27 protein-coding genes and 1 pseudogene are annotated in these 24,528 nt (G+C 69.7%); 17 read left to right on the forward strand and 11 right to left on the reverse strand.

Annotated elements, in window-relative coordinates:
- Positions 1 to 142 precede the first annotated feature (142 nt).
- Positions 143 to 1,063 (reverse strand): annotated as a pseudogene (locus AC07YZ_RS21060) (YifB family Mg chelatase-like AAA ATPase); the annotation flags it as partial.
- A gap of 383 nt (positions 1,064 to 1,446) precedes the next feature.
- Between AC07YZ_RS21060 and glnK the strand changes: the two are divergent.
- From glnK to AC07YZ_RS21120, 12 genes are all read left to right on the forward strand, one after another.
- A complete protein-coding gene (glnK, locus tag AC07YZ_RS21065) occupies positions 1,447 to 1,785 on the forward strand; it encodes a P-II family nitrogen regulator (protein ID WP_056264790.1) in 339 nt (112 codons plus the stop codon).
- 30 nt (positions 1,786 to 1,815) lie between these two features.
- Positions 1,816 to 3,390 carry an ammonium transporter gene (gene amt, locus AC07YZ_RS21070; RefSeq protein WP_226490841.1) on the forward strand — a complete coding sequence of 525 codons (1,575 nt, stop codon included), beginning with the start codon at positions 1,816 to 1,818 and terminating at the stop codon, positions 3,388 to 3,390.
- A gap of 161 nt (positions 3,391 to 3,551) precedes the next feature.
- A complete protein-coding gene (locus AC07YZ_RS21075; RefSeq protein ID WP_494796211.1) occupies positions 3,552 to 3,806 on the forward strand; it encodes a hypothetical protein in 255 nt (84 codons plus the stop codon).
- 80 nt (positions 3,807 to 3,886) lie between these two features.
- Complete coding sequence (gene glcE, locus AC07YZ_RS21080) at positions 3,887 to 5,020, forward strand: glycolate oxidase subunit GlcE (RefSeq protein ID WP_494796212.1); 1,134 nt, start codon at positions 3,887 to 3,889, stop codon at positions 5,018 to 5,020.
- Positions 5,021 to 5,026: 6 nt separating this feature from the next.
- Positions 5,027 to 6,280, forward strand: coding sequence for a glycolate oxidase subunit GlcF (glcF, locus tag AC07YZ_RS21085; RefSeq protein WP_494796213.1), 1,254 nt, complete (start codon positions 5,027 to 5,029; stop codon positions 6,278 to 6,280).
- Between the two features lie 158 nt (positions 6,281 to 6,438).
- Entirely contained in the window at positions 6,439 to 6,855 is a 417-nt protein-coding gene (locus tag AC07YZ_RS21090; RefSeq protein ID WP_494796214.1) for a DUF3597 domain-containing protein, read from the forward strand.
- Positions 6,856 to 6,873: 18 nt separating this feature from the next.
- Positions 6,874 to 7,266 (forward strand): CidA/LrgA family protein, encoded by a 393-nt coding sequence (locus AC07YZ_RS21095; RefSeq protein ID WP_494796215.1) that lies wholly within the window; start codon positions 6,874 to 6,876, stop codon positions 7,264 to 7,266.
- Positions 7,263 to 8,033, forward strand: a complete 771-nt coding sequence (locus AC07YZ_RS21100) for an LrgB family protein (protein WP_494796216.1) — start codon at positions 7,263 to 7,265, stop codon at positions 8,031 to 8,033. The genes AC07YZ_RS21095 and AC07YZ_RS21100 overlap by 4 nt, the downstream gene beginning before the upstream one ends.
- A 105-nt stretch (positions 8,034 to 8,138) precedes the next feature.
- Positions 8,139 to 8,516, forward strand: a complete 378-nt coding sequence (locus AC07YZ_RS21105) for a VOC family protein (protein ID WP_226490849.1) — start codon at positions 8,139 to 8,141, stop codon at positions 8,514 to 8,516.
- A 118-nt stretch (positions 8,517 to 8,634) separates the two neighbouring features.
- Positions 8,635 to 9,117 carry an EVE domain-containing protein gene (locus AC07YZ_RS21110; protein ID WP_494796217.1) on the forward strand — a complete coding sequence of 161 codons (483 nt, stop codon included), beginning with the start codon at positions 8,635 to 8,637 and terminating at the stop codon, positions 9,115 to 9,117.
- Positions 9,118 to 9,317: 200 nt separating this feature from the next.
- Positions 9,318 to 9,923 (forward strand): DUF6151 family protein, encoded by a 606-nt coding sequence (locus AC07YZ_RS21115; RefSeq protein WP_494796218.1) that lies wholly within the window; start codon positions 9,318 to 9,320, stop codon positions 9,921 to 9,923.
- Positions 9,924 to 9,928: 5 nt separating this feature from the next.
- On the forward strand, positions 9,929 to 10,639 hold the full coding sequence (locus tag AC07YZ_RS21120; protein ID WP_226490852.1) for a helix-turn-helix transcriptional regulator: 711 nt from the start codon (positions 9,929 to 9,931) through the stop codon (positions 10,637 to 10,639).
- A 10-nt stretch (positions 10,640 to 10,649) separates the two neighbouring features.
- Here AC07YZ_RS21120 and AC07YZ_RS21125 read toward each other — a convergent pair whose 3' ends face one another.
- The 9 genes from AC07YZ_RS21125 to AC07YZ_RS21165 form a co-directional block, all read right to left on the reverse strand.
- Complete coding sequence (locus AC07YZ_RS21125; protein ID WP_494796219.1) at positions 10,650 to 11,006, reverse strand: roadblock/LC7 domain-containing protein; 357 nt, start codon at positions 11,004 to 11,006, stop codon at positions 10,650 to 10,652.
- A gap of 1 nt (position 11,007) precedes the next feature.
- Complete coding sequence (locus tag AC07YZ_RS21130; protein ID WP_226490854.1) at positions 11,008 to 11,565, reverse strand: hypothetical protein; 558 nt, start codon at positions 11,563 to 11,565, stop codon at positions 11,008 to 11,010.
- Positions 11,566 to 11,604: 39 nt separating this feature from the next.
- The gene (locus AC07YZ_RS21135; RefSeq protein WP_226490855.1) at positions 11,605 to 12,714 is read right to left on the reverse strand and encodes a 2Fe-2S iron-sulfur cluster-binding protein; all 1,110 of its coding nucleotides are present in this window, start codon (positions 12,712 to 12,714) and stop codon (positions 11,605 to 11,607) included.
- Positions 12,715 to 12,721: 7 nt separating this feature from the next.
- On the reverse strand, positions 12,722 to 13,117 hold the full coding sequence (locus AC07YZ_RS21140; RefSeq protein ID WP_494796220.1) for a roadblock/LC7 domain-containing protein: 396 nt from the start codon (positions 13,115 to 13,117) through the stop codon (positions 12,722 to 12,724).
- Between the two features lie 17 nt (positions 13,118 to 13,134).
- Complete coding sequence (locus AC07YZ_RS21145; RefSeq protein ID WP_494796221.1) at positions 13,135 to 13,542, reverse strand: roadblock/LC7 domain-containing protein; 408 nt, start codon at positions 13,540 to 13,542, stop codon at positions 13,135 to 13,137.
- Positions 13,529 to 14,929, reverse strand: a complete 1,401-nt coding sequence (locus AC07YZ_RS21150; protein WP_494796222.1) for a phosphatase domain-containing putative toxin — start codon at positions 14,927 to 14,929, stop codon at positions 13,529 to 13,531. Before AC07YZ_RS21150 ends, AC07YZ_RS21145 begins: the two co-directional genes overlap by 14 nt.
- Positions 14,922 to 15,479: a GTP-binding protein gene (locus tag AC07YZ_RS21155; protein ID WP_494796223.1), complete on the reverse strand. Its 558-nt coding sequence runs from the start codon at positions 15,477 to 15,479 to the stop codon at positions 14,922 to 14,924. Before AC07YZ_RS21155 ends, AC07YZ_RS21150 begins: the two co-directional genes overlap by 8 nt.
- Positions 15,480 to 15,481: 2 nt before the next feature.
- Positions 15,482 to 15,883 (reverse strand): hypothetical protein, encoded by a 402-nt coding sequence (locus tag AC07YZ_RS21160; protein ID WP_494796224.1) that lies wholly within the window; start codon positions 15,881 to 15,883, stop codon positions 15,482 to 15,484.
- A gap of 484 nt (positions 15,884 to 16,367) precedes the next feature.
- Positions 16,368 to 16,850 (reverse strand): glutathione peroxidase, encoded by a 483-nt coding sequence (locus AC07YZ_RS21165; RefSeq protein WP_226490861.1) that lies wholly within the window; start codon positions 16,848 to 16,850, stop codon positions 16,368 to 16,370.
- A gap of 174 nt (positions 16,851 to 17,024) precedes the next feature.
- On the opposite strand from AC07YZ_RS21165, the gene AC07YZ_RS21170 reads away from it, so the two are divergent.
- Positions 17,025 to 18,026 (forward strand): response regulator transcription factor, encoded by a 1,002-nt coding sequence (locus AC07YZ_RS21170; RefSeq protein ID WP_494796225.1) that lies wholly within the window; start codon positions 17,025 to 17,027, stop codon positions 18,024 to 18,026.
- Between the two features lie 28 nt (positions 18,027 to 18,054).
- Here the strand turns inward: AC07YZ_RS21170 and lplT are convergent, their stop codons facing one another.
- The gene (gene lplT / locus AC07YZ_RS21175; RefSeq protein ID WP_226490863.1) at positions 18,055 to 19,338 is read right to left on the reverse strand and encodes a lysophospholipid transporter LplT; all 1,284 of its coding nucleotides are present in this window, start codon (positions 19,336 to 19,338) and stop codon (positions 18,055 to 18,057) included.
- Between the two features lie 484 nt (positions 19,339 to 19,822).
- Between lplT and AC07YZ_RS21180 the strand changes: the two genes are divergently transcribed.
- The 4 genes from AC07YZ_RS21180 (at position 19,823) to AC07YZ_RS21195 (ending at position 24,518) form a co-directional block, all read left to right on the forward strand.
- A complete protein-coding gene (locus AC07YZ_RS21180) occupies positions 19,823 to 20,551 on the forward strand; it encodes a hypothetical protein (protein WP_494796226.1) in 729 nt (242 codons plus the stop codon).
- Positions 20,552 to 20,559: 8 nt separating this feature from the next.
- A complete protein-coding gene (locus tag AC07YZ_RS21185) occupies positions 20,560 to 21,582 on the forward strand; it encodes a DUF6976 family protein (RefSeq protein WP_494796227.1) in 1,023 nt (340 codons plus the stop codon).
- A 239-nt stretch (positions 21,583 to 21,821) separates the two neighbouring features.
- On the forward strand, positions 21,822 to 22,949 hold the full coding sequence (gene alr, locus AC07YZ_RS21190) for an alanine racemase (protein WP_494796228.1): 1,128 nt from the start codon (positions 21,822 to 21,824) through the stop codon (positions 22,947 to 22,949).
- Positions 22,950 to 23,324: 375 nt separating this feature from the next.
- A complete protein-coding gene (locus AC07YZ_RS21195) occupies positions 23,325 to 24,518 on the forward strand; it encodes an efflux RND transporter periplasmic adaptor subunit (protein ID WP_494796229.1) in 1,194 nt (397 codons plus the stop codon).
- The last annotated feature ends 10 nt before the right edge of the window (positions 24,519 to 24,528 follow it).

Here is a 24,528-nt window from a genome sequence, read left to right on the forward strand (position 1 = left end):
GGTCACCTTATTCGTTGTTGTAGAGGGGCTACCGCACAAAATCACCGCAACTGTGAAGATCTCGTCATCGTAATTTTGACGAAGTGAAACCTAAGTCATTGATCCATATGGACTCAAAAAGAGTGCAACTTTGGTGATGTCCACCCGGCCTGGGCGGTGAGCCCCCGCCCACCAGCGCCACCGCGCTGGCCGTGTGGTGGGGCGAACAGGTCGGGCGCTGGCCCCAGCGCGCCAGCGCGAAGCGCCCGGCCAGCGAGGCGACGGCAGCCGATTCCAAGGCTTCGCGGGTGCTCATGGGCGGCAGCAGGCCGGCGAAGCGTTGCGCCAGCATGGACTTGCCCGAGCCCGGCGGCCCCACCATGAGCACGCTGTGGCCCCCGGCGGCGGCGATCTCCAGTGCGCGTTTGGCCGCGGCCTGGCCTTTCACGTCCGCCAGGTCGGCGTAGGACGGGCCCTGGCCCACCTGGGTGGGCATCAGCCGGGCCCAGTCATCGTCGTCCGCGGGCGCGGGCTCTGCGGCGGCGGCGCCTTCGGGCAGGAACTGGCGCACCACGTCCAGCAGGTGGCGCGCCCGGTAGACCTGGGCCTGCGGCACCAGCGCGGCTTCTTCGGCGCTGTCGGGCGGCAGCACCAGGCGGGCCGGGGGGCCTTCGGTGGCGTGTGCACCACCATGGAGCGCCAGGCTCATGGCCAGCGCGCCACGCACCGGGCGCAGCTCGCCGCCCAGCGAGAGTTCGCCGGCGAATTCCCAGCCGGCCAGGCGCGCGGCGCTGATCTGGCCGCTGGCGGCCAGGATGCCCAGCGCGATCGGCAGGTCAAAACGGCCCGAGTCCTTGGGCAGGTCGGCAGGCGCGAGATTGACGGTGATGCGCTTGGTCGAGGGGAATTCCAGCCCCGCGTTGGCGATGGCCGAGCGCACCCGTTCGCGCGCTTCCTTCACCTCGGTATCGGCCAGGCCCACCAGCGTGAAGCTGGGCAGGCCATTGGCCAGGTGGACTTCCACGCAGACCGGGTGGGCTTGCAGGCCCAGCAGTGCACGGCTGTGCACCAATGACAGACTCATTGACATTTCCTCCCTGTTTCGGTGCATTTCATGCCCTGTTCATCAGGGAAAACCCGCTGATGGTGATGCACAACCTTGGTGCTTGCGCTGTTCGAGTGACAGTTCGCGCGCAAACACGCGCTTTCATCATGGCACAGGCGCCGCCGCACCGCCGCGCCGAGCCCGTCGGACGCGGTGTTTTCGCGACAGCCCGCCGGCCCGGGTGGGCTCGCGCTTGGCACGTTCCGTGCTTGGGGCTGTAAGCGATTGAATCAAAGGCGTGGAGTTCCCACGAAACAGTCCGCATCCAAAGTGGTGTCAGCCCTTCCGGCCGGCATTGCCCGTGTCACCCCCGGTGTCGGCCACCCGGTCTGAGCACCCTGTACTAGTAGAGGAATCACAGCATGAAAATGGTTTCAGCCATCATCAAGCCGTTCAAGCTGGACGAAGTGCGCGAAGCGCTCTCCGGCATGGGCGTGCAAGGCATCACCGTCACCGAAGTCAAGGGCTTCGGCCGCCAGAAGGGCCACACCGAGCTGTACCGCGGCGCGGAATACGTGGTCGATTTCCTGCCCAAGGTCAAGATCGAAGCCGCCGTCTCCGACGACCTGGTGGACCGCGTGATCGAGGCCATCGAAGGCGCCGCCCGCACCGGCAAGATCGGCGACGGCAAGATTTTCGTCACCTCCCTCGAACAGGTGGTTCGCATCCGCACCGGCGAGACCGGCAAGGAAGCGCTCTGATCAACGAGCAGCACAAGAAAGATCACGCACATGAAAAAACTACTTGCAACCCTGTTGCTGGGCGCGGGCCTGGCATTCGGCGGACTTAACGCCCTGGCGCAAACCACCGAAGCACCGGCCGCTGCCGCGGCGCCCGCCGCCGACGCAGCAGCGGCTCCGGCCGCACCGGCTGCCGACGCTGCCGCTGCACCGGCCGCCGCACCCGAAGCTCCGGCCGCTGCCGTGGCGGCGCCTGCCGAAGCCGCCCCTGCGGAAGCCGCACCGGCCCCGGTGCCCAACAAGGGCGACACCGCCTGGATGATGGTCGCCACCCTGCTGGTCATTCTCATGACCGTGCCGGGCCTGGCCCTGTTCTACGGCGGCCTGGTGCGCAGCAAGAACATGCTGTCGGTGCTGATGCAAGTCATGGTGACCTTCTCGATGATCGTGGTGCTGTGGGTCGTGTACGGCTACAGCCTGGCGTTCACCGAAGGCAACGCATTCATCGGCGGCTTTGACCGGCTGCTCCTCAGCGGTGTCTGGGACAACGTGGCCGGCACCTTCGGCAACGCGGCCACCTTCAGCAAGGGCGTCGTGATCCCCGAGATCGTGTTCGCCGCTTTCCAGGCCACCTTCGCCGGCATCACCTGTGCCCTGATCGTCGGCGCTTTCGCCGAGCGCATCAAATTCAGCGCCGTGCTGTTGTTCACCGCCATCTGGTTCACCTTCAGCTACGCCCCGATCGCCCACATGGTCTGGTTCTGGATGGGCCCCGACGCCTACTCCAGCGCTGAGGTGGCCGGCGACATGACGGCCAAGGCCGGCTACATCTGGCAAATGGGCGCGCTGGACTTCGCCGGCGGTACCGTGGTGCACATCAACGCCGCCGTCGCTGGTCTGGTCGGTGCCTACATGGTCGGCAAGCGCATCGGTTACGGCAAGGAAGCCATGGCGCCTCACAGCCTGACGCTGACCATGGTCGGTGCCTCGCTGCTGTGGGTGGGCTGGTTCGGTTTCAACGCCGGCTCCGCCCTGGAAGCCAACGGCTACGCTGCCCTGGCCTTCATCAACACCTTCATCGCCACGGCCGCTGCCGTGCTCGCCTGGTGCATCGGTGAAGCGCTGGCCAAAGGCAAGGCGTCCATGCTGGGTGCCGCTTCCGGTGCTGTCGCTGGCCTGGTGGCCATCACCCCCGCGGCCGGCAACGTCGGCGTGGGCGGCGCGTTGATCATCGGCTTCATCGCCGGCTTCGCCTGCCTGTGGGGCGTGACCGGTCTGAAGAAGATGCTGGGCGCGGACGACTCGCTCGACGTGTTCGGCGTGCACGGCGTGGGCGGCATCATCGGCGCCCTGCTGACCGGCGTGTTCAACTCCCCCAACCTGGGTGGCCCGAGCGCCGTGGCCGACTGGACCACGGTGGCCATGATCGCCCCCGATGCCTACACCATCGCCGGCCAGGTCTGGATCCAGGCCAAGGCCGTGCTGATCACCATCGTGTGGTCGGGTGTGGTCTCCGTCATCGCCTTCAAGATCGTCGACCTGACCGTGGGCCTGCGTGTGACCGAAGAGCAGGAACGCGAAGGTCTGGACATTTCTTCCCACGGCGAGACCGCGTACAACCGCTGAGCCTGAGCGCTCCCCGGGGTGCTGCTGACAACAGCGCACCCCCCATTTTCTGAGTTTCCTTTGGATGTTCACCCCGCGTTGCCGCCCGGCACGCGGGGTTTTTTTATGGGCGCTGCGTATGATCGCCGCCGGACATTCATCACAACATTCAGGAGGAAACCATGTCCCAGGCATTCCCGCGCGCCATGGCGCGTCCGCTCGTCGCCGCCGCACTGCTCGGGGCTTTGGCCCTGCCCGGTTCGACGGCCTTCGCCGCCAGCGCCACGCCCTCGGGCACCGGGGGCAAAAAGGTGCCCACCAAGGTCACTTTCATCAACGCGCCCTCCAGCGAAACTCCCGCCGCGCGGGAAAAGCGCCTGCGGCGTGAATGCAAGGGCCGGCCCAACGCGGGCGCGTGCCTCGGGTATACGCGGTAGGTACCCGCTTGCCGCGGTGCGGCGCATTTGCAGCGAGGCGTGCAAAAAATTCAACGGCCGTGCGGAGGGCGGCCGCTACCATGGCAGCCATGACCTCCAGCCCCAACGACTCCCCGCGCGACCTGATCCAGCAGGTGCTGGCCGCGGCGGCCGCCCGCCGGCCCCTGCGCATCACCGGCGGCGACACCAAGGCCTTTTACGGCCAGCCCACCGGGGGTGAGACCCTGTCCACCACCGGCTGGCGCTGCATCGTCAGCCACGAGCCGAGCGAGCTCGTCGTCACCGTGCGCGCCGGCACGCCGCTGGCCGAGCTGGAAGCCGCGCTGGCCGAACAAGGCCAGTGCCTGCCCTTCGACCCGCCGCGCTTCGGCGCCGCGTCCACCATCGGCGGCGTGGTGGCGGCGGGCCTGGCCGGTCCGGCCCGCGCCACGGCCGGTGGCGTGCGCGACTTCCTGCTCGGCCTCCAGTTCATCAACGGCCGCGGCGAGTGGCTCACCTTTGGCGGCCAGGTCATGAAAAACGTGGCCGGCTACGACGTCAGTCGCGTGATGGCCGGCGCCATGGGCACGCTCGGCGTCATCACCGACATCAGCCTCAAGGTGCTGCCGGTGGCGCCGGCCGAGGCCACGCTCGTGTTTTCCATGGGCCAACACGACGCGCTGGAGCAGTTGCACCGCTGGGGCGGCCAGCCGCTGCCTTTGAACGCGAGCTGCTGGGTGAAGGACCAGACCCAGGTTGACGCGCCCGAACTGCTGTTCCTGCGCCTGCGCGGCGCGGTGGCGGCGGTGGAAGCCGCCTGCGAGCGCCTGGCGCGCGAAGCCGGCGGGCAGCGCATGGACAACGCCCAGGCCGGACCCGACTGGGCCGCCTGCCGCGACCAGCGCCTGCCGTTTTTCACGGCGCCATCGACGGACCTCTGCCTGTGGCGGCTCTCCGTGCCGCAGACCGCCCCGGTCCTTGCGCTGCCGTATGCGCCGCTGATCGAGTGGCAGGGCGCGCAGCGCTGGCTGTGGGCACCGGCCTCGGCCGCCGCCGAGATCCGCAGCGCCGCCACCGCGGTGAACGGCCACGCCACCCTGTTCCGTGCCGCAGCCGACGGCGCCCCCGGCGTGCCGCGCTTCGACCGCGAGAGCCCCACCCTGGCGGCGATCACGCAGCGCCTGCGCGCCGAGTTCGATCCTGCAGGCATCTTCAACCCCGGCAGGATGGTCTGAACTCACATGCAAACCAACCTCTCCCCCGAATACCAGCAGCGCGCCGACGGCCGCGCGGCCGAGGCCATCCTGCGCAAGTGTGTGCACTGCGGTTTCTGCACCGCGACCTGCCCCACGTACCAGTTGCTCGGCGACGAGCTGGACGGGCCGCGTGGACGCATCTACCTGATGAAACAGGTGCTCGAAGGCGCCGAGCCGACGCGCAAGACGCAGCTGCACCTGGACCGTTGCCTCACCTGTCGCAACTGCGAAAGCACCTGCCCGAGCGGCGTGGACTACGGCCACCTGATCGACATCGGCCGCAAGATCGTGGATCAAAAAGTACCGCGCCCGGCGGGCGAAACAGCGGTGCGCTGGCTGCTCAAGGAGGGGCTGACCTCGCCGGCCTTTGGCCCCGCGATGAAGCTCGGCCAGCTGGTGCGCGAGCTGCTGCCAGCCTCGCTGAAAAACAAGGTGCCGGCCAGGCAGAACGCCGGGCGCTGGCCGACGCAGACGCATGCGCGCAAGGTGCTGATGCTCGCGGGCTGCGTGCAGCCGGCGATGATGCCCAACATCAACACGGCGACCGCGCGCGTGCTCGACGCCGCCGGCATCCAGACCGTGATCGCGCCCGAGGCGGGTTGCTGCGGCGCGGTGAAGTTCCATTTGAACGACCAGGACGGCGGACGGGCGCAGATGCGCGCCAACATCGACGCCTGGTGGCCGCACATCCAGGCTGGCGAAGGGGCGGGCGCCCCCGCCGGGGTCGAGGCCATCGTCATGAACGCCTCGGGCTGCGGTGTCACGGTCAAGGAGTACGGCCACATCCTGGCCGACGACCCGGCCTACGCGGACAAGGCCGCGCGCATCAGCGCGCTCACGAAAGACCTGAGCGAACTGCTGCCCGCGCTGGTGCCGGTGCTGCGGCCTAAGCTGGCGCAACAACCCGACGCGGACCAACTGATCGCATTCCACCCGCCCTGCACGCTGCAACACGGCCAGCGGTTGAAGGGCGGTGTCGAGCAGCACCTGGCCGCGCTCGGTTTCACGGTGCAGGTGGCGAAGAACGAGGCCCACCTGTGCTGCGGCTCGGCCGGCACGTATTCGGTGCTCAACCCCACGCTGTCCTACCAGCTGCGCGACCGCAAGCTCGGCCACCTCGGCGAGCTGCGGCCGGCGGTGATCGCCAGCGCCAACATCGGCTGCATCACCCACCTGCAGAGCGGCACGGCCACGCCGGTGCGGCACTGGGTCGAGCTGCTGGATGACGCGCTGGCCTGACACCGGGCGGCACTTTCGCACGCCGGGGCGCGGCCACCGCGCCGTGGGCGCTCACCGAATGTCACGGTGATGGAATGCGCAGGCTATAAGCTGGGGGCGCGGCGCCGTCGGCGTCCGGTGCCGCGCATTCTGTTCACGACGCCATCGGAGGATTGACCATGGGTTTCTTCAGCAACATCCTGGAAAAGCTGGGCATGAAAGAGGCGGCCGCGGCGCCCGTCATCACACCGCCTCCCGCCGCCGCCGCGCCGACGCCCGCCGCAGCCCCCGCCCCGGTGGCGGCCGCCCCGGCCGAGCCCGTGGTCAATCCCATCGCCATGGTGGACGTGGTCGCCCTGCTGACGGAGAAGGCCGCCCACCACCCGGAAAAGCTCAACTGGAAAACCTCCATCGTCGACCTGCTCAAGCTGCTGGGCCTGGACAGCAGCCTGGCCGCCCGCAAGGAGCTGGCCAAGGAGCTCTACTGCCCCGACGACAAGATGGCCGACTCGGCCCAGATGAACATGTGGCTGCACAAGAACGTGCTGGGCCACATCGCGGCCAACGGCGGCAACATCCCCAAAGAGCTGCTCTGATGCGCGGATGAACCGCGGATGATCCCCGCGCTCGCCACCCTGCTCGTGTTCCAGCTTCTTGGCGAGGCGCTGGTGCGCGCGCTGGCGGCGCCCGTGCCGGGCCCGGTGGTGGGTATGGCGCTGCTGCTGCTCGCGCTGGTGGCGCGGCCGGCGTTGCTCACCGGCCTGAAGCCCACCGCGCAGACCCTGCTGCAACACCTCTCGCTGTTGTTCGTGCCCGCGGGCGTGGGCGTCATGCTGCACCTGCAGCGCCTGGGCGACGAGGCGCTGGCCATCGGCGTGGCCCTGGTGCTCAGCACGCTCGTGGGCCTGGCCAGCGCCGCGCTCACCATGGCCTGGCTGATGAAGCGCAGCGCGCCACCACCGCCGCCGCGCCCGCCCGCAGGTCCCCACCCGGAGCAGGCGCCATGAACGAAGGCCTGCCGCTGGCCAGCGCCGCCGCGGGGCGGCTGGCCGATGTCTGGGTGTACCTCTCGGCCACACCGCTGCTGGGGCTCACGGTCACGCTGCTGGTGTACCAGGGCGCGTTCCTGCTGTACCGGCGCAGCGGTTTTTATCCGCTGGCCAACCCGGTGGCCACGTCGGTGATCGTGCTGGGCGCTTTGCTGTGGGCCACGTCCACGCCTTACGCCACCTACTTCGAGGGCGCGCAGTTCGTGCACTTCCTGCTCGGGCCGGCCACCGTGGCGCTGGCCGTGCCGCTGTTTGAACAGCTCGCGCGTGTGAAGCGCCTGTGGCTGCCCATGGCGGGGGCGCTGGTGGTGGGCACGCTCAGTGCCACCGTCACGGCCGTTGGCGTTGGCGTTGGCGTGGGCTGGGCCCTGGGCGCGTCCAGGGCCACCATCGCCTCGCTCGCGCCCAAGTCGGTCACCGCGCCGGTGGCCATGGGCATCTCGGAAAAGATCGGCGGCCTGCCCACGCTGACGGCCGTGCTGGTGGTGTGCACCGGCGTGCTCGGCGCGGCCAGCGCGCGCTACGTGCTGGACGCGCTGCGCATCCGGGACCCGTCGGTGCGGGGCTTCGCGCTGGGCGCCGCGGCGCACGGCATCGGCACCGCGCGGGCCTTTCTGGTGAGCGAAGAGACGGGCGCCTTCGCCGGCCTGGCCATGGGCCTCACGGCGCTGTTCAGCGCGGCGGCGCTGCCGCTGGTGGCGGGCTGGTTGCTGCGCTGGATCTGAGCCCGCCCAAGCCGTTTCGAGCGGCTGTGACAGCCTGCTGACACAGCGTTGTCAGCAGGGGGTCCACAGAATGCGGGGCTTGTTCAACAACCCCTGGAGATCGATATGGCACACGCCCTGAACTGGTTTGAAATTCCCGTCGCCGACATGGACCGCGCCCTGCGCTTTTACGCCTCGCTCACCGGCCGCGCGCTGCGCCGCGAAGCCTTTGGCGGGCCCGGCGAGGAGCTGGGTGTCTTTGAAGTGGCTGGCGAACAGGACGTCAAAGGCGCCCTGATGAAACACCCCGACTTCAAACCCGCCGCCAGCGGCACCCTGGTGTACCTGAACGCCGCACCCTCGCTCGACGCCTGGCTGGCGCGGGTGCCGGCCGCCGGCGGCAGCATCGCCCAGCCCAAGGTGACGCTGCCCGACGGCATGGGGGTCTTCGCCCACATCATCGACAGCGAAGGCAACCGCGTCGGCCTGCACGCCATGGCCTGAAGTGAAACACCCCCCGCGCCGCTTCGCGTCACCCCCCTCCAGGGGGGCTGCACCGTTTCAGGCGTCTGGGTGGCGCTTCGGCGCCATGAGAGTGGAGACCTCTGTGCATAGAAACTTCATGAGTCCTCATGAGCACCAGCCCCGCCACTGGATCGCGGTCGCCAGCGCCGAACACGCGCTGCGCGGGCGCGACCACGCACCCGTGGGGTTCATGCAGGTCTGCCACGGAAAATGCGCGCCGCTCAAGCGGCTGCGCGCCGGCGATGTGGTGGCCTACTACGCACCCGCCCAGACCATGGACGGCAAAGACCGGCTGCAGAGTTTCGTGAGCATCGGTGTGGTGCAGGTGGGAGAGCCCTACGCGTTCGACATGGGCGGCGGCTTCGTGCCGCACCGCCGCGATGTGCGCTACGTGAGCGCGCAGCCCGCGCCCATCGCGCCCTTGCTCGACGAATTCGAATTCGTCGAGGACCGGCAGCGCTGGGGCCACAAGTTCCGCTTCGGCCTGTTCGAGGTGTGTTCGGACGACATGCGGCGAATCGCGCGGGCCATGCGCGCGGATCTGGTGCCCCTGGGCCTGGTACAGGCTGAGAGGCTGTGAGTCTTTCGCTCATGCCCGCTCACCACCCCAAAACGCACCCGCTAGTCTCTGCAAACGCGCGCCATAGCCAGCTATGGCTGTGCTTTGCGCCTTGATCGGGCACGTTTTGGGGCGTTGCTCGGACACGCCCGAAAAACTCTCAGCCTCTGAGGCGACCGCACAATAAGCGCCACCCGCCACCCGCCACTCCCGGAGCCACCATGCCCCCTGCCGTCCATCCCCTGCGTTGCCGTTGCGGCGCGCTGCAAGGCCACGTCGAACTGAACGGCCGCAGCAACCGCATGCTCTGCTATTGCCAGGACTGCCAGGCCTTTGCGCGGTTCCTGGGGCCGGCCGACCAGGTGCTCGACGCGCAAGGCGGTTCGGACGTGGTGCAGCTCGCGCCGCACCGCATCAAGATCACCCAGGGCGCGGCGCAGCTGGCGGTGATGCGCCTGTCCGACCAGGGCATGTTGCGCTGGTACGCCGCCTGTTGCCGCACTCCCGTGGGCAACACCATGACGAGCCGCAACATGCCCTTCACCGGCCTGCTGGCGCAGTGTCTGGACAGCGCGCCGCTGGAGCCCGCGTTCGGCCCGGTGCGGGCAAGCGCCAACACCGCGAGCGCGATCGGCGAGCCCAAGCCCCGGGCGTTCGGCATGGCCGGTGCGCTGCTGCGCATCCTCGGCATGGTGCTGAGCAGTCGCCTCTCCGGCCGCTACAGGGACACGCCTTTCTTCACCGCTTCCGGTGCGCCGGTGGCCGAGCCCAGGGTGCTCTCCGCCGAAGAGCGCGCGCGCCTGCGGCCCACGCCGGGCCAGGGCTGAGCACCATGCGGCGCGCCGACCGCCTCTTTGCCCTGGTGCAGCTGATCCGCGGCCGGCGTCTGTCCACCGCCGCCTGGCTGGCGCAGCGGCTGGAGGTGTCGCCGCGCACGGTGTACCGCGACGTGGCCGACCTGCAGGTGCAGGGCGTGCCCATCGAGGGCGAGGCCGGCGTGGGCTACCGCTTCGGGCGCGGCTTTGATCTGCCGCCGCTCATGTTCACGGCCGACGAGGCCCGCGCGCTGGCCGTGGCCACGCGCATCGCCCAGCAGTGGCTGGACCCGGCGCTGGCGCTGGCCGCGGGCGACGCCATGTCGCGCGTGTTGTCGGTGCTGCCCGGGGTGGTGCGCACCGAGGTGGAGAAGATGCCGCTGCTGGTGCCGCCGCTGGGGCTCAAGCCCGCTGTGGCCCGGGCGCTGCAGGTGCTGCGCGAGGCCGCGCAGACGCGCACGGTGCTCGAACTCGACTACCTCGACGTGAACGGGCAGCCCAGCACCCGCGCCGTGCGGCCGCTGGGCTGTTTCTTCTGGGGCAAGGTGTGGACGCTGGCGGCCTGGTGCGAAACCCGGCAGGCCTTTCGCAGCTTCCGGGCCGACCGCATCCAGGGCGTGCGCGCGCTGCCGCGCCGTTTTGTGGACGAGCCGGGCAAGACGCTGGCCGACCTGCTGCGGCAGGTGCAGGCCGAGAACGGGCGAGAGGGCAAGGGCTGCCCGCTGTAGCGCAGCGGCTTCACAGCTGATGCAGGCTGGGTTCGAGCTGCTGCACCATGCGGCGCGCGGTCCAGCGCAGCGCACCCGCGTGGCCGTGGTCGTCGCACACCAGCAGCAGCACGTGGGTGCCGTGCAGCTGGGTCTGGTACCAGACCTGGGTGTCGGACCAGATCAGCTGCTCGACCCAGGGGCGCTTGCCCAGCGCCGACAAGGCTTCTTTCCCCGCCAGCACCAGGCTGGCGGCGGTGGCCGCGGCCACGTCGCCGTGCAGCGCACCCGACGACGCCATGAGCAGGCCGTCGGCGGTGGCCAGCACCGCGCCGGCGTTGCCGGGGCACTCGGTGATCTGGTCGAGGATGTCCTGGATATCGGGCATGTCAGTCGGCCAGCAGCGTGTGCAGGCTTCGCACCAGGCCCACGAGGGCCTCGTGGGCGACCAGCGCCGAAGAGGTGATGTGCAACCGGCAGGGCCGGCGTCCGATATAGAGCGGCATGGCCCGGACCATGGCATGCCGAAAGTGCGCAAACCCGGCGGCCAGGCCCTGGGCGTGCTCGCGCGCCACGCCATGGCTCGCCAGGCACAGGCCATCGGGGTCGGCCAGCACGGCCGCGCCGGCTGTGTCGCCGCAGAGCCGTTGCAGCTGCTGGTGGATGTCCGCGGCCGGGTGGCCCGTTGCGTGGGGCACCGCTGGTGCGTCGACGGACACGTGGATGCTGCCGAGCCGATGCAGGCCGAACAACGAGCGCGCCACCTCGCTGCGCGACAGGCCGCTGCTCTGGCTCAGCCGCCCCACGTCCACCACCGTGGTGTCGTGAGACTGCCGCAACAGGGCCCGGAACAGGCGCTGATCCGGCCGCCGCGCATCGGGCGCCAGCGTCATCCACTCGGTGATGCCCTGGGGCCGGACGTGCAGGTGGCGGGCGGGCGGGTTCATCGGTGTCGCCGGGCGCTGAGGGGCACGGGTGAAAGCGGTTCAGCCGCGCTCGCAGCTCGGGCAGCCGACCTGCCCGAGCCGGACGTGGAAACGCACGGTGCTGCCCGCGGCGATCTCGGCGCCGCAGTGGTCGCAGACGGTGCCCTCGTCCAGGGTGACGCTGTCGTAGCGCTCGGTTTCGACGACTTGCCCGCCCATGCGCCGGGGCCAGGGCGCGTGCTTGACGATGTCGGCGCGGAAGTGTTCCTCGTAGCGGGCCCAGCCGGCCATCTGCTCCGGCGTCAGGCCCAGCTCGCGTTGCGCCTGGGCCATCAGGCGCTGGCGGTGCTCGAACAGCGTGTCTGGGATGACCATCCAGTGGTGGGCATTTTTCGGGCGTTCGCCGATGTAGACCTTGTCGCCTGTCATGCACTGCATGAGAAACGCATACTGCTTGCCAATGACCCGCTCCATCGAGACCCGCTCGAAGAAGGGCTGGAGCAGGGGGTCGGCGTAGACCTTCCGGTAGAAGGCCTCCAGCACCCGGCGCACCAGCCGGCCGTGGTCCAGCAGATGCCACAGCGCCAGATCGGGGGCGGGCAGCGGGGCTTCGCCTTCGGGTTCCACCGGGAACGGCCCGCGCAGCTGGAAATCGGCGCCGAACAGCGCGTCGTCGGAAAAAGCGGCCTGCGGCAGCACGTCGTGCGCCACCTCGGCCTGGATCAGGCCTTGCGCATCGTCCCGCCCGCTCAGGCGGACGTGGATTGGTGCCGGGAACGGGCCGTCGAACACCTGGGCCGATTGACCCGCGGTGAAGGCCAGTTCCGTGGCGGTCTCGAACCAGAGGATGGACGAACCGTCCGCCCCATGTTCACGCCGCACCAGCATGCACGGCGTCAGCATGTCCGCGGGCGACTTCGGCGCCAGGCTCAGGGGGCCGGCGGGCTTGCACTGGCAGGCCAGCACATAGCCCGCCGACTGGAGGTGTGGGGGCAGTGAACGGGCGGCCTCGGCCGGCGCCGCCCCGTCCACCACCTTGACCAGGCAGCGGCGGCAGACGCCGCTCTTGCACGAGAAGTCGATCGCCACGCCGGTGCGCACGAACGCGTCCAGCAGGCTCTCGTTGTCGCGGCAGCGAAGAGGCTGCCCCTGGTACTGGATCGGGTGCATGGCGGGCTCAGGTCTGCGCCCAGAGGGAGGCCAGATCGGTCGCCACCCGGCGCGTCTCCAGAATCAGGCGCCCGAGGTTGGCCCGGGGCGTGGCCGCCACGGCCAGCACCGCCGAGTCGCCCCCGTGGGTCAGCAGCAGCGGGCCTTGCTGGCCGTCCAGAATGATCTGGCGCAGATTGCCGCGGTCCACTTCCTTGCTGGCCCGGGCCGCCAGCGCCAGCAGCGACGCGCACATGGCGCCGAAGCGGTCCGGGTCGGTGCCCGTGGACAGCAACGAGGCGACGGTGAAGCCGTCGCGGGTCACCACCGCCGAAGCCTCCACCTCGGCGAGGTTCGTGTGGAGACCGCGCAGGACGCCCCGGGCCCGACTGGCCAGGATTTCATGGGTCAACGGGGTGTTCATGGGCCGTCCTTACCCGATCACAGAGCGGCTTCGACGGCCGGCATGGCCGAGCGCGCCTTGGTCAGCACCATGCCCAGGTTGGCGCCCTTGCGGCAGACGAAGCAGACCACCTGTTGCTGGCGCTTGCCGCGCAGGAACACGTGGATCAGGTTCTCGCTGTTGACGATGATTTCCTGGAAGTAGTGGTGGTCCACGCTCTCGGGCAGGCCGCGCGACTTCTTGAACACCTTCTCGATGGCCACGACGTTGGGGCCCTGGAAGAGATCGGCCGTGGCCGCGGCGAGCATGTCGAACACCTCGGAGGGGTGGGAGTCCACGGTCTTGATGCTCAGCACCATGCCGGAGGCGAGGTCCACCAGACCGGCGGCCAGGCACTCGGGGATGCCGGTCATGGCGCGCTGCAGGGTGTCGTCAAGTTTGTTCATGAGGGAATTTCCTTTCAGGGGAATCGTTTTTGTGGAATCGACCATTGCCCAAGGTCGTGAGGGGGGGATGCGGTGGCCGACCGAGAAAGTCGGCGAAGCCAGACAGGAAGGCCGTCTGCGAGGGGGCCTGGATCATGGTGGCGTCCAGGCGGCGGACGCGGTCGATGCTCTCCAGCGCGGTGCGCTGGCCGTTGCCCTGCCACAGCCAGTAGGCGGCCAGCAGGGTGCCCGTGCGGCCCAGGCCGGCCTTGCAGTGCAGGGCCACCACCTCGCCCGCCGCCAGCCAGCGGTCGATGTCGTTGCACAGGGCGGCCGCGCGGGTCAGGGTGGGGGCTTGCATGTCGGGGATGGGCAGGCTGGCGCACTGGATGCCGAAGCGCGCGGCCAGCGCTTCTGGAAACGCCTGTTCGGTCAGGCTCACCAGCCGGGTCACGCCGACATGGCGCAGCGCGTCCAGATCGTCGTCGGTCTCGCGGATCAGGCCCGGCCATGGCGTGCCCGCCAGTTGCCCGGGCAGCAGCCAGGCAAACCCGCGGGGGCCGCTGGCGGCGCTGATCAGTGTGGGAGGGCTGGGGGCCTGGGCCGGCACTGCGGGCTCATCCTGGGGGGCGTCCGAGCCCTGCGCCAGGGGAAATTCCGGGCAGGAGCCGGTGCGGATGAACTGGCGGGTGGCCTCGCTCTGCGGGCTGTCGAAAAAGCGCTCGGTGGAAGCGCTTTCCTGGGTTTCGCCGCTCGCGATGAGCACCACATGCCGGGCCAGTCGGCGGGTCAGCCGCAGGTGGTGCAGCACCAGCAGGATGGCCTGCTGGCGTGCAATGTGTTCGATGAAGGCCGCCAGCCCGTCGGCATCGTCTTCGCTCAGGCCGGTGGTGGGCTCGTCGAGCATCAGCAGGGCCGGCCGGCCCAGGAACTCGCGCAGGATGGCGATCACCCGTTGCTGCACCGGGCTCAGGTCGAGCACCGAGGCGTGCAGGCGGTCCATGACCCAGGCCTGCTGCACCTCCCCGGTGATCTGTCGCAGGCGGTCGAGCTGCTGCGCGCGCGTCAGCCGGGAGCGATCGGGCAGGCCGCTCAGCAGGTTGTCCAGCACCGTGGACACCAGCAGCTGCGCCTTTTGAACCACCAGCGCGGGCCGGTGGGTGGGGGTCCGTTCACGGCCCTGGTACAGCGTGGCGCCCCAGACCCGCAGGCTGGGGTTGTGGTCGTTGTAGCCGGCCAGCGTGCGCAGCAGCGACGACTTGCCCGTGCCCGCCGGCCCCAGCAGCACCGTGCAGCCGTGGGCGGGCACGTCCAGGTCGATGCTGCGCAAGACCACGCGGTCGTTGTAGGCCAAGCCGAAGCCGCGAAGACGCAGGCAGGGTGCCGTGGCGGGCACATCCTCAACCATAGCGGTGCACCATCTCCAGCATGGCCGCCACGGTGAGCACCAGCGTCTGAAGGTCCTTTTTCTCGCGCCCATCGACCGGAAGCACCGGCACCACGCAGGCGGGGAAGCGGTCATCGCGCTCGCGCAAGCGCCTGCGGTAGATGTTCAGCGGCGCCTCGGGGTGCAGGTCGACGTGCGTGATGCCCACGGCCAGGGGCAGCTTGCGGCTCTCCAGGCGCTCGCCCAGGCGGTCCATGAAATGGTCGAGATCGTCCAGCCGGCTCGCGCGGCTGTGGTCCAGCAGCAGGATGACGGCCCGGGCCTGTTGCAGCAGGATGTCCCACATGAAGTCGAAGCGGTCCTGGCCAGGGGCCCCGATCAGCCGCACCTTGTCGCCGGACCCCAGCTCCAGCACCCCCGCGTCCATGCAGACGGTGGTGTTCTGTTTGTAGGCGGCGGTCTCGTCGGTGGCACGTTCGTCCGTGCCGAGCACGTCGATGTCCGACAGGGTCTGCACGGCCATGGTCTTGCCGGCGCCCACCGGGCCCATGAACAGAACGGAGCACTCCATGTCTAGTGCGCTCCGGTGGGGATCAGCTTTTTCCGGAAACGGTCCAGAAAACCCGTCACCGAGCTGGGGACCTCCTTGGGCGAGCGGGCCTCGGGCGTCGCCGCAGTGGCCGGGGCCTCTTCCTTCTTTTCCGGGCTGGCAACCGGGGCGCCATCGCCCAGGTTGCCATGGAGGTACAGCATGTCCACGATGTGCTGGGTGCGCTCGCGCGGGATGTCCACCAGGCGGTGGATCAGGGGGGCACCCGTGGGCCGGACCGCCAGCAGGGCGCAGATGCGGATCACGTCAGGGACCATGTGGTCCGAGACATGGCGCAGGTCCGGCCAGGAACGCAGGCGCAACACGGCGAACTGGGGGCCCAGCTGGGAGGTGGCGTTGGTGGACAAAGGGCGGCTGTGTCGCATGGAAAGCGGGCGCGGTTGTGTTGTCGATGGGGTTGCAGCTGAAATCGCGACACGGGTACCCATGGGTACCGGCGGTCTGGTGGGACCCCCTCAATGCCTTTGACCGGCTCCCCCGGGCTCTTCTGGGGGGACGGAACGGCGGTCAAGGAGGGCCCGAGAAAAACCCAGAACAAACGGTTGCGCGGGGGGAAAATATCATGGACATTCGCCGATTTGTAGGGAAATTTAATTATTGGTAATAATTTGTTGTTGTTCCGCCAGCAATCCCCAGTGTTTTAATAAACCTTTCATACATGGAGGGTCCGTGGTGTGCTTGGCGCGCAGGCAGGCGCGCTCCAATGCGGTTCGCGCAAGGGGTTTTGGAGATTGAAAAGGGGGGGCGGTGGCGCGAGCGCACACCCGCACCGGGCGGCCGCCCGGCGGTTTCTTCAGAGACCGGGAGTGGGGGAGCCGCCCGTCTGGCCGCGCGCAGCGCGGCGGGGGATCAGAGCAGCGCCGCCTCGATGTCCTTGGTCAGCTTCTCTGGCGCGTCCTGCGGTGCGTAGCGCTTGAGCACGCGCCCGTCCTTGCCCACCAGGAACTTGGTGAAGTTCCACTTGATGGCCTTGCTGCCCAGCAGGCCGGGGGCTTCCGCGCTGAGCCACTGGTAGAGCGGATGGGCCTCGGGGCCGTTGACGTCGATCTTGCTCATCATGGGAAAGGTGACGCCGAAATTGCGCTGGCAGAAGGTGGCGATCTCCTCGTCGCTGCCCGGGTCCTGCTGACCGAACTGGTTGCACGGAAAACCCAGCACCACCAGGCCGCGCGGGCCGTAGGCCTGGTGCAGCTGCTCCAGGCCGCCGAACTGCGGCGTGAAGCCGCAGGCGCTGGCGGTGTTGACGATCAGCATGGGCTGGCCCCTGAACTGTTGCAGCGAGACCGGCTGGCCGTCGATGGAGCGGGCTTCAAAGTCGTAGATGCTGGACATGTCGGCACTCCTGAATGAGAGGGCCTCACTATGGCAGATCGCACAGGCCTGCCGTGTAAAGGGGAAATCGATCACGCTGGCGCTGGATAGTGGTTGCCAGTACCCCAGGGGGTCCGCCAAAACCGGCATACTCCTTGGAAAATCTAATTCATAGGTATGCGTTTTGGGTGTTCTATGGCCAACAGTTACACAGTGGCTCTGGTGGGGTTCACGGACAGCGAGTCCACGACCTTCGATGCGTTTTTCCGGCTCGCGGCGCGGCGACCACCCGAGTACCGGGTGCAGGACGAGGTGGCGGACGCGCAGCTGCTGATCGTCAACGCCGACAACACCCAGGCCCTGCACCTGGTGCGTCAGGCCAAACTGCCGGGCCAGGTGCTGCTGGTGGGGCACAGCGACGGCGGCACCGGCTGGCCGCTGCAGCGCAAGCCGATCAAGCTGGTGTCGGTGCTGGGTCTGCTCGACGCCCTGGTCGGCGTGCGCATGGGCGATGCCGCGGCCCGGGCGCCGGTGGCCGCCCGCCGGTTCGACGCCACCGGGTTCCCTCCGACGCGGCTCATGGTGCGCAAACCCGTGGCGCCGACCGCCGCGGAATCGGCGCGTTTCGCCCGGCCCGGCGTGATGGGTCTGAGCGACTTTGGCGGCCTGGAAGAGCTGCCCCAGGCGCCTGCGGCGTCCCGTGTGTCCGGTTCGCGTGCGCCGGGCGCTTCGCGCCCGCCGAAATCCACCCACGGCAAGAGCCCGGCGGCGGCGGTGCCCGAGTTGCCGCGTGGCGACCTGCTGCTGGTGGCCGAAAGCCTGGTCGAGGGCCGCATCCTGCACAAGCGTTTCAAGAAATACGGGCTCACGATCGACTGGTCGCGCGAAGCGCCCCAGGCGCTGGCCATGTTGCAGGCCAACGCCTACCGGGCGGTGGTGATCGACCGTCTCAACGGCCAGCCCGACGCCTACCAGATCTGCCGTGGCGCCAAGCAGCGCAAGCTGGCCAATGGGCAGAGCCCGGTGGTGATCATGTTCGCGCCCGCGGCGGGCAGCATGGACCGCATCAAGGCGGGCCTGGCCGGCAGCGACGCCTACCTGCCCCGTTCGGTGAACGAAGTCGAGCTCTACAAGGTGCTGGCCCGGCACCGGCTGGTGAGCCAGGACGACTTCCGGCCCACGAACATCGGGTTCTGAGCCGCTCCGCCCGGCCGGCTGGCGCCGGCTACCCGTGCAGGTCGTCGCGGCGGGCGATTTCCATCAGGCGCTCCAGCTCGTGGGGGTGGTGGCGCAGGTTGTGCTGGTGCCATTTCATGATCACCCACATGAAGCCGGCCACCACCAGGCCGAAGATGGTGATGGCGGCAAAGGCCGAGAGCCCGGCCGCGGTGGAGAAGCTGTAGAGCGCGCCCAGGATCAGGATGCAGGCCTGCTCGTTGAAGTTCTGCACCGCGATCGAGCGGCCCGCGCCCATCAGGTTGTGGCCCCGGTGCTGCAGCAGGGCGTTCATCGGCACCACCAGAAAACCGCCCAGGCCGCCCAGCAGCACCAGGAACGGCGCGGCCACCCAGACGTTGTCGATGAAGTTCATGAGGATTACCAGCGCGCCCATGGTGATGCCCAGTGGCATCACCCGCGTGGCCTGGTCCAGCCGCATGCGCAGCGAGGCCACCACCGCGCCCACGGCCGTGCCCAGCGCCACCACGCCCACCAGGCTGGACGCCTGCGTGGTGCTGTAGCCCAGCGCCGCGCCGGCCCAGGCCAGCACGATGTAGCGCAGGTTGCCCGAGACCCCCCAGAACAGCGTGGTGGTGGACAGCGAGATCTGGCCCAGGTGGTCGCGCCAGAGCCGGCTGTTGCAGCGCCAGAAGTCGGGCAGCAGGGCCAGCGGGTTGCGCGGCATGGCGCGCGGCGTCACGCCGGTCAGCGGAATCCGGGTGTTGAACCAGGCCGCCAGCGCGTAGACCACCATGAGCGCGCCGATGGCCGCCTCCGCCGGGTGGTGGATGCCGGTGTGCAGCATGGGCAGGTCGATCGCGAGCAGGCGCGAGGAAATCCAGGGTGCCACCAGCTGGCCGCCGAGCAGCACGCCCAGGATGATGGAGGCGATGGTCAGGCCCTCGATCCAGCCGTTGGCCTTGACCAGCTGCGACGGCGGCAGCAGCTCGGTGAGGATGCCGTACTTCGCCGGGGAATAGCCGGCGGCCCCCAGGCCCACCAGGGTGTAGGCCAGCAGTGGGTGCACACCCACCAGCATCAGCAGACAGCCCACCACCTTGATGGCGTTGCTGATGAACATGACCTGGCCCTTGGGCCGCGCGTCGGCGAAGGCCCCCACGAACGGGGCCAGCACCACATAGAACAGCGCGAACAGCGGCACCAGCGCCGCGCTCTGCCACTCGGGTGCGTGCCGGTTGCGCAGCAGTTCGATGGCGGCCACGAACAGCGCGTTGTCAGCCAGAGAGCTGAAGAACTGCGCCGTCATGATGGTGTAGAAGCCGCGCTTCATGGATTTTTGGGGTCTTGTGCGGCGTGACGGCCCAGGCTGGGCGCCGTGGTGGTGGGTGAGCGAGCGACCTCTGGTCTCCAACGAGGCTTTGGTTATAGCACGCCAAATGTGACAGCTTGTAATACCAAGTGCGTACTGCGAAAGGCTGTGCGGGGCCTTGTTTGGGCCCCGCGGTGTACCCGCCGCGGCGCTCGGCGTGTGTCAGTTTGGCGCAGCTGTCCCCCTGCCAACGGGGGGCGGGCCCGACGCCCGGCGCCTGCCCCGGCCTGCCCCGGGCCCGGGCCGACCCGGTGGCGCCTGCGCTTTGTGGAGTGGGCGTGAACAGCGTCACGGTGGGGCGCCGTTTCTGGCCGTTCCGGGCCGTTTCCATCTGCCGTGGCGGCCTGCGGGCCGGCGTGGAACGGCAATTGCGATCCCGGCCCGTCCGGGGTGCTTGTGTCACACCCGGATGCCACCCACTCAAACAACCGAGGAGACAAACACCATGATCAGTATCGACAAGGCGCTGCTGCGGCAACTGCTGTTGATCGAGCGCCCCTGGGAGGTCCGCGAATACCGGTTCGATCCGCGCAAGCGGCGCTGCGACGTCTGGGTGGCGCCGGAGGTGGAGCGTGGCTGGTTCGGGCGCGAGCGCAAGCCGGCGGTGCCCACCCAGACCTGCTCCTGGCGCCACCTGTCCATCGGCCCGATCCAGTGCCATCTGCACGTCGCGCTGCCCCCGGGCCAGGACCAGCCCGGCCTGGACTGGACCGGCGAGCCCGGCATGCCCTTCACGCGGGGGCTGTCGCAGCGTGTGTTCGCCATGTTCAACCAGGGCGTGTCGCTGCAGTCGGTGTGCACGCTGATGGACCTGAACCTGCAGGACGTCTGGCGCTACCGCTACGCCCTCGACAGCGGCAAGCCCAGCGGGGCGGCGCCAGCGGCGGTGGCCGCGCCGGCGGCGGCGGTGCCCCGCGCGCCCTGGGTCGACGAGCCCGGCCACCCGAACGTGCCCGACCTGACCGATCCGGTCTGGCTGCGCCTGCTCAACGCCGACCTGGGCCTGGACATCAGGGTGCTCAGCCTCAAGCTCATGCTCACCCGCGTGCGCTCCCAGCTCGAACTCATCAACGACGACGAAGTCCGCCTGCTCAAGCTGCGCGAACTGCACCGCTACTTCGTGAAGAACGAACGCGTGCTCACCCACGAACTCGCGCAACTGCGCCAAGGCTGAGGACCCCCATGACGATCCCCCCATCTTCCAGCGCCGTGCCGGTCGGCAGCGGCATCCTGATGACCCTGGAGCAGGCCACACAGGCGATCCGCAGCGGCGCTTTCCTGTGCCTGGCCGCCGACGAGGCCCTGCTGCGCCAGCTGCCGCGCGGCAACTGGATCGCCGGCAGCATTCCCTATTTCATGGGGCAGGACGGCGGCGAGACCACGCGCGAGAAGCTGTTCGTGAGCGAACTGCCCGCGCTGGACGCCACGCCCACGCTGCGCTGGTACGGCGAACACAACCTGGAGCGCGTCGCGCTGGAGGCGCCCGCGCACGGCCTGAGCGTGTTGATCGTTCCGGCGTTCTCCGGCGTGCATTCGCTGTACGCGCGCCAGGCGCCGAGCTACGAAGACATGTACCTCAAGCCCCTGGTGGGCTGGATCGCCGGCGTGCACCTCGACGACCTGGGCCGCACCGCGCCCGTGGTGGCCAATGGCCAGACGCTGGAGTTCCGCAGCGACCAGGCCCTGGCCCTGCACCTGCCGCTGCCCGAGAACGTGTACCCGCGCATCGACATCGTCAACCTGTTCCAACCCGGGTCGGGCGACACGATCCGATTCCCCTCCACCGGCTTTTCGGCCCGCGAGGCCTACGTCAACGGCCAGCTGCGCGACTTTGCCCAGTACCTGGGCGAGCGCGCCGTCGACACCCGCTTGCCCCTGGTGGCCGACTACTCGGGCGCCCTGGTCAACGTGTCCTTCAAGGGCGTGGACGCGGCCCACGGGCAGGTGGACTTCTACGCGCCGGTGTTCGACGACGTGGAGTACCGGCTGGCCCAGCCCGTGCCCGACGCCGCCCGGGCCTTCGGCCAGGGTCTGCCGGCCGACGCGCGCGCCGCCGGCTGGAGCTGCAACTGCATCCTCAACTACCTGCACGCGAACCTGCAAGGGCAGCGCACCGGCCCGCTCACCGGGCCCATGACCTTCGGCGAGATCGCCTACCAGCTGCTCAACCAGACCCTGGTGTACGTGAGCCTGGAGGCGGTGTAAGGCTCCCCCCTGCGCCGCTGCGCGGCTTCCCCCCCGGGGGGACCCCACCCTTGGCCCGGCGGAGCCGGATCCTCGGTGTGTGCTGGACAAGGCACGCGCTTCGGACGCTGTTCTGCTGTGATGACCTGGGTGGGGTGTTTGTAGTAGCTGCGCTGCAGGCGCATGAATCGCGGTGCGGGTCGCTGGCGGGCGGGCCGGTTTGTGCGACAGTCGTCGCTGTCCTCATTCGTTCTCCCGCCATGCCCCGCCCCATCCTCGCCACCGTCCACCCCGAGGCCCTGCGCCACAACCTGAACCAGGCCCGCGAGCGCGCGCCCGACGCCCGCGTCTGGGCGGTGGTCAAGGCCAACGCCTACGGCCACGGCATCGAGCGCGTGTTCGAGGCCCTGCGCAGCGCCGACGGCTTTGCCCTGCTGGACCTGGCCGAGGCCGAGCGCCTGCGCGCGCTGGACTGGCGCGGCCCCATCCTGCTGCTCGAAGGCGTGTTCGAGCCGCGCGACCTGGAGCTGTGCTCGCGCCTGCACCTGTGGCACGCGGTGCACTGCAACGAGCAGATCGACTGGCTGGCGGCGCACAAGACCCAGGTGCCGCACCGCGTCTTCCTCAAGCTCAACAGCGGCATGAACCGCCTGGGCTTTGCGCCCGGCGCCTTCCGCGCCGCCTGGGCCCGGCTCAACGCGCTGCCGCAGGTGGAAGAAATCTCGCTCATGACCCACTTCAGCGACGCCGACGGGCCGCGCGGCATCGCCCATCAGGTGGCCGCGTTCGAGGCCGCCACCACCGACCTGCCGGGCGAGCGCACGCTGTGCAACAGCGCGGCGATCCTGCGCCACGCCCGCTCGCCCCTGCGTGGCGACGGCGCGACCACGCTCGCGGCCGACTGGGTGCGCGAAGGCATCGCGCTCTACGGCGGCGCGCCCGACCACCCCGAGCACACCGCGGCCGGCTGGAACCTGCAGCCGACCATGACCCTGTCCAGCCGGATCATCGGCACGCAGCAGCTGCAGCCGGGCGACACCGTGGGCTACGGCTCGGCCTTCGCCGCCGAAGCCCCCATGCGGGTGGGCGTGGTGGCCTGCGGCTACGCCGACGGCTACCCGCGCCACGCGCCCACCGGCACGCCGGTGCTGGTGGCGGGCGTGCGCACCCGGGTGCTGGGCCGCGTCAGCATGGACATGCTCGCGGTGGATCTGTCACCGCTGGACGTGGCCGGCGTGCCCTGTGGGATCGGGGCCGAGGTGGTGCTGTGGGGCGTCTCGGCCACGGGCGCGGCGCTGCCGGTGGACGAGGTGGCCGCCGCCGCCGGCACGATCTCGTACGAGCTGCTGTGCGCCGTGGCGGCCCGGGTGCCTTTTGCACTGGTGTAAATAGACCCCCCCGCAGCGCTTCGCGCTACCCCCCCAAGGGGGCGGCACTGGCCGTCCGGCAAAGCCGGCCCGGCGGTGCCCTGGGCTGGATCGCTTCATGCGTTGCGGGCCGCGCTCCGGTGCGGTGGACCCGCTGAAGGGCCTTGAAGTGATGCGGGGCCGCGCGCCTCCTCCTTCCCTTTCTTCTTCTGAACCGCGTGCCTTCACACCCTCTCCTTCTGGGAGAGGGCAGGGGTGAGGGCGGGCGCCCGCCAAAACCCAGAATCAGAAAAATCAACACGGAACAGCCGCGCGAGGCGTACCCTGGTTCACATGGCCATCTGCTTGTACCCCTAGGGGTATATATGTATACTACGGGCCGTATAGGAGAAAACCATGCCCGCCCGTTCCCCCCGCTCCCCGTTTCAGCCTCTCAACGCCACCGCGGCGGCACCGGCGCGCGGCTGGCCTGCGCCGCGCCGCGCCGTCTGGGGAGCGCGCTCGCTCGCTCTGGTCGCGGGCGCTGCCCTGCTGGGCGCGGCGGGTGTGCGTGCGGCGGGCGAGGCCGCGGCGCCCGCCGGCCCGCAGGTGCCGGTCATGGCGGTGGGAGCCCAGGCGGTGGGAGCGGGCTTTCTGATCGACGGCAACCTGCAGGCGGTGCGCCAGAGCGTGCTTTCGGCCCAGGCGTCGGGCCGCATCGCCACGCTGTCGGTGAAAGCCGGCGACCCGGTGAAGGCCGGCCAGGTGCTGGCCGTGATCGACGACCGCGCCACCCAGGCCGGCGTGGCCCAGGCCCAGGCGGGCTTCGCCCAGGCCGACGCGAACCTGGCCAACGCCAAGGCGGCCTACGAGCGCTCGCGCGATTTGCGCGCCCAGGGCTTTTTGGCCCAGGCCGCGCTGGACACGGCGCAGGCCCAGTACCGGGCCGCCCAGGCCGGCGCCGCCGCCGCCCGCGCCGGCCAGACCCAGGCCAGCGTGGCCCAGGGCTTCACGCGCCTGACCGCGCCGTACGACGGCTGGGTGCTGCAGACGCACGCCGAAGCCGGTGCGCTGGCGCTGCCCGGCACCCCGGTGCTCACGGTCTACGCGCCGCAGCCGATCCGCGCTGTGGTGCACGTGCCCGCCTCGCAGCAGGCGTTGGCGCTGCAGGCACAGCGCATCGAGGTGCAATTGCCCGGTACCGGGCAATGGGTGCTGCCCGCCGCCAAGACCAGCCTGCCGGCCGCCGACCCGGTGTCGCAGACGGTGGAATGGCGGCTTGACCTGAGCACGGCCGACGGCGCCAACCAGGTGCCCGGCCGCCAGGTGCGGGTGCGTTTCGTGGGCGGCCAGGGCCAGCCCGGCGACCAGCGCCTGCTGGTGCCCGAGTCGGCGCTGCTGCGCCGCGGCGAACTCACCGGCGTGTACGTGGTGGCCACCCGGGGCGAAGGCCAGCCGGCCGGTTTTGCGCTGCGCGCGGTGCGCACGGGCGCTTCCCATGGCGAAGCCGGTGTCGAGGTCCTGGCGGGCCTGAAGGCCGGCGACCGCGTGGCGCTCGACCCGGTGCGCGCCGGTCTGTCGGGCGCACAGCCCGCCGCGAGGCCGGAATGACCCCCCTGCG

The organism is Hydrogenophaga sp. GW101-3F08 (genome assembly GCF_059424585.1).

Excerpts from the sequence above, each read along its gene's own strand:
- glnK (WP_056264790.1), top strand. The coding sequence starts at position 1,447 with ATGAAAATGGTTTCAGCCATCATCAAGCCGTTCAAGCTGGACGAAGTG.
- amt (WP_226490841.1), top strand. The coding sequence starts at position 1,816 with ATGAAAAAACTACTTGCAACCCTGTTGCTGGGCGCGGGCCTGGCATTC.
- AC07YZ_RS21075 (WP_494796211.1), top strand. The coding sequence starts at position 3,552 with ATGTCCCAGGCATTCCCGCGCGCCATGGCGCGTCCGCTCGTCGCCGCC.
- glcE (WP_494796212.1), top strand. The coding sequence starts at position 3,887 with ATGGCAGCCATGACCTCCAGCCCCAACGACTCCCCGCGCGACCTGATC.
- glcF (WP_494796213.1), top strand. The coding sequence starts at position 5,027 with ATGCAAACCAACCTCTCCCCCGAATACCAGCAGCGCGCCGACGGCCGC.
- AC07YZ_RS21090 (WP_494796214.1), top strand. The coding sequence starts at position 6,439 with ATGGGTTTCTTCAGCAACATCCTGGAAAAGCTGGGCATGAAAGAGGCG.
- AC07YZ_RS21095 (WP_494796215.1), top strand. The coding sequence starts at position 6,874 with ATGATCCCCGCGCTCGCCACCCTGCTCGTGTTCCAGCTTCTTGGCGAG.
- AC07YZ_RS21100 (WP_494796216.1), top strand. The coding sequence starts at position 7,263 with ATGAACGAAGGCCTGCCGCTGGCCAGCGCCGCCGCGGGGCGGCTGGCC.
- AC07YZ_RS21105 (WP_226490849.1), top strand. The coding sequence starts at position 8,139 with ATGGCACACGCCCTGAACTGGTTTGAAATTCCCGTCGCCGACATGGAC.
- AC07YZ_RS21110 (WP_494796217.1), top strand. The coding sequence starts at position 8,635 with ATGAGTCCTCATGAGCACCAGCCCCGCCACTGGATCGCGGTCGCCAGC.
- AC07YZ_RS21115 (WP_494796218.1), top strand. The coding sequence starts at position 9,318 with ATGCCCCCTGCCGTCCATCCCCTGCGTTGCCGTTGCGGCGCGCTGCAA.
- AC07YZ_RS21120 (WP_226490852.1), top strand. The coding sequence starts at position 9,929 with ATGCGGCGCGCCGACCGCCTCTTTGCCCTGGTGCAGCTGATCCGCGGC.
- AC07YZ_RS21125 (WP_494796219.1), bottom strand. The coding sequence starts at position 11,006 with ATGCCCGATATCCAGGACATCCTCGACCAGATCACCGAGTGCCCCGGC.
- AC07YZ_RS21130 (WP_226490854.1), bottom strand. The coding sequence starts at position 11,565 with ATGAACCCGCCCGCCCGCCACCTGCACGTCCGGCCCCAGGGCATCACC.
- AC07YZ_RS21135 (WP_226490855.1), bottom strand. The coding sequence starts at position 12,714 with ATGCACCCGATCCAGTACCAGGGGCAGCCTCTTCGCTGCCGCGACAAC.
- AC07YZ_RS21140 (WP_494796220.1), bottom strand. The coding sequence starts at position 13,117 with ATGAACACCCCGTTGACCCATGAAATCCTGGCCAGTCGGGCCCGGGGC.
- AC07YZ_RS21145 (WP_494796221.1), bottom strand. The coding sequence starts at position 13,542 with ATGAACAAACTTGACGACACCCTGCAGCGCGCCATGACCGGCATCCCC.
- AC07YZ_RS21150 (WP_494796222.1), bottom strand. The coding sequence starts at position 14,929 with ATGGTTGAGGATGTGCCCGCCACGGCACCCTGCCTGCGTCTTCGCGGC.
- AC07YZ_RS21155 (WP_494796223.1), bottom strand. The coding sequence starts at position 15,479 with ATGGAGTGCTCCGTTCTGTTCATGGGCCCGGTGGGCGCCGGCAAGACC.
- AC07YZ_RS21160 (WP_494796224.1), bottom strand. The coding sequence starts at position 15,883 with ATGCGACACAGCCGCCCTTTGTCCACCAACGCCACCTCCCAGCTGGGC.
- AC07YZ_RS21165 (WP_226490861.1), bottom strand. The coding sequence starts at position 16,850 with ATGTCCAGCATCTACGACTTTGAAGCCCGCTCCATCGACGGCCAGCCG.
- AC07YZ_RS21170 (WP_494796225.1), top strand. The coding sequence starts at position 17,025 with ATGGCCAACAGTTACACAGTGGCTCTGGTGGGGTTCACGGACAGCGAG.
- lplT (WP_226490863.1), bottom strand. The coding sequence starts at position 19,338 with ATGAAGCGCGGCTTCTACACCATCATGACGGCGCAGTTCTTCAGCTCT.
- AC07YZ_RS21180 (WP_494796226.1), top strand. The coding sequence starts at position 19,823 with ATGATCAGTATCGACAAGGCGCTGCTGCGGCAACTGCTGTTGATCGAG.
- AC07YZ_RS21185 (WP_494796227.1), top strand. The coding sequence starts at position 20,560 with ATGACGATCCCCCCATCTTCCAGCGCCGTGCCGGTCGGCAGCGGCATC.
- alr (WP_494796228.1), top strand. The coding sequence starts at position 21,822 with ATGCCCCGCCCCATCCTCGCCACCGTCCACCCCGAGGCCCTGCGCCAC.
- AC07YZ_RS21195 (WP_494796229.1), top strand. The coding sequence starts at position 23,325 with ATGCCCGCCCGTTCCCCCCGCTCCCCGTTTCAGCCTCTCAACGCCACC.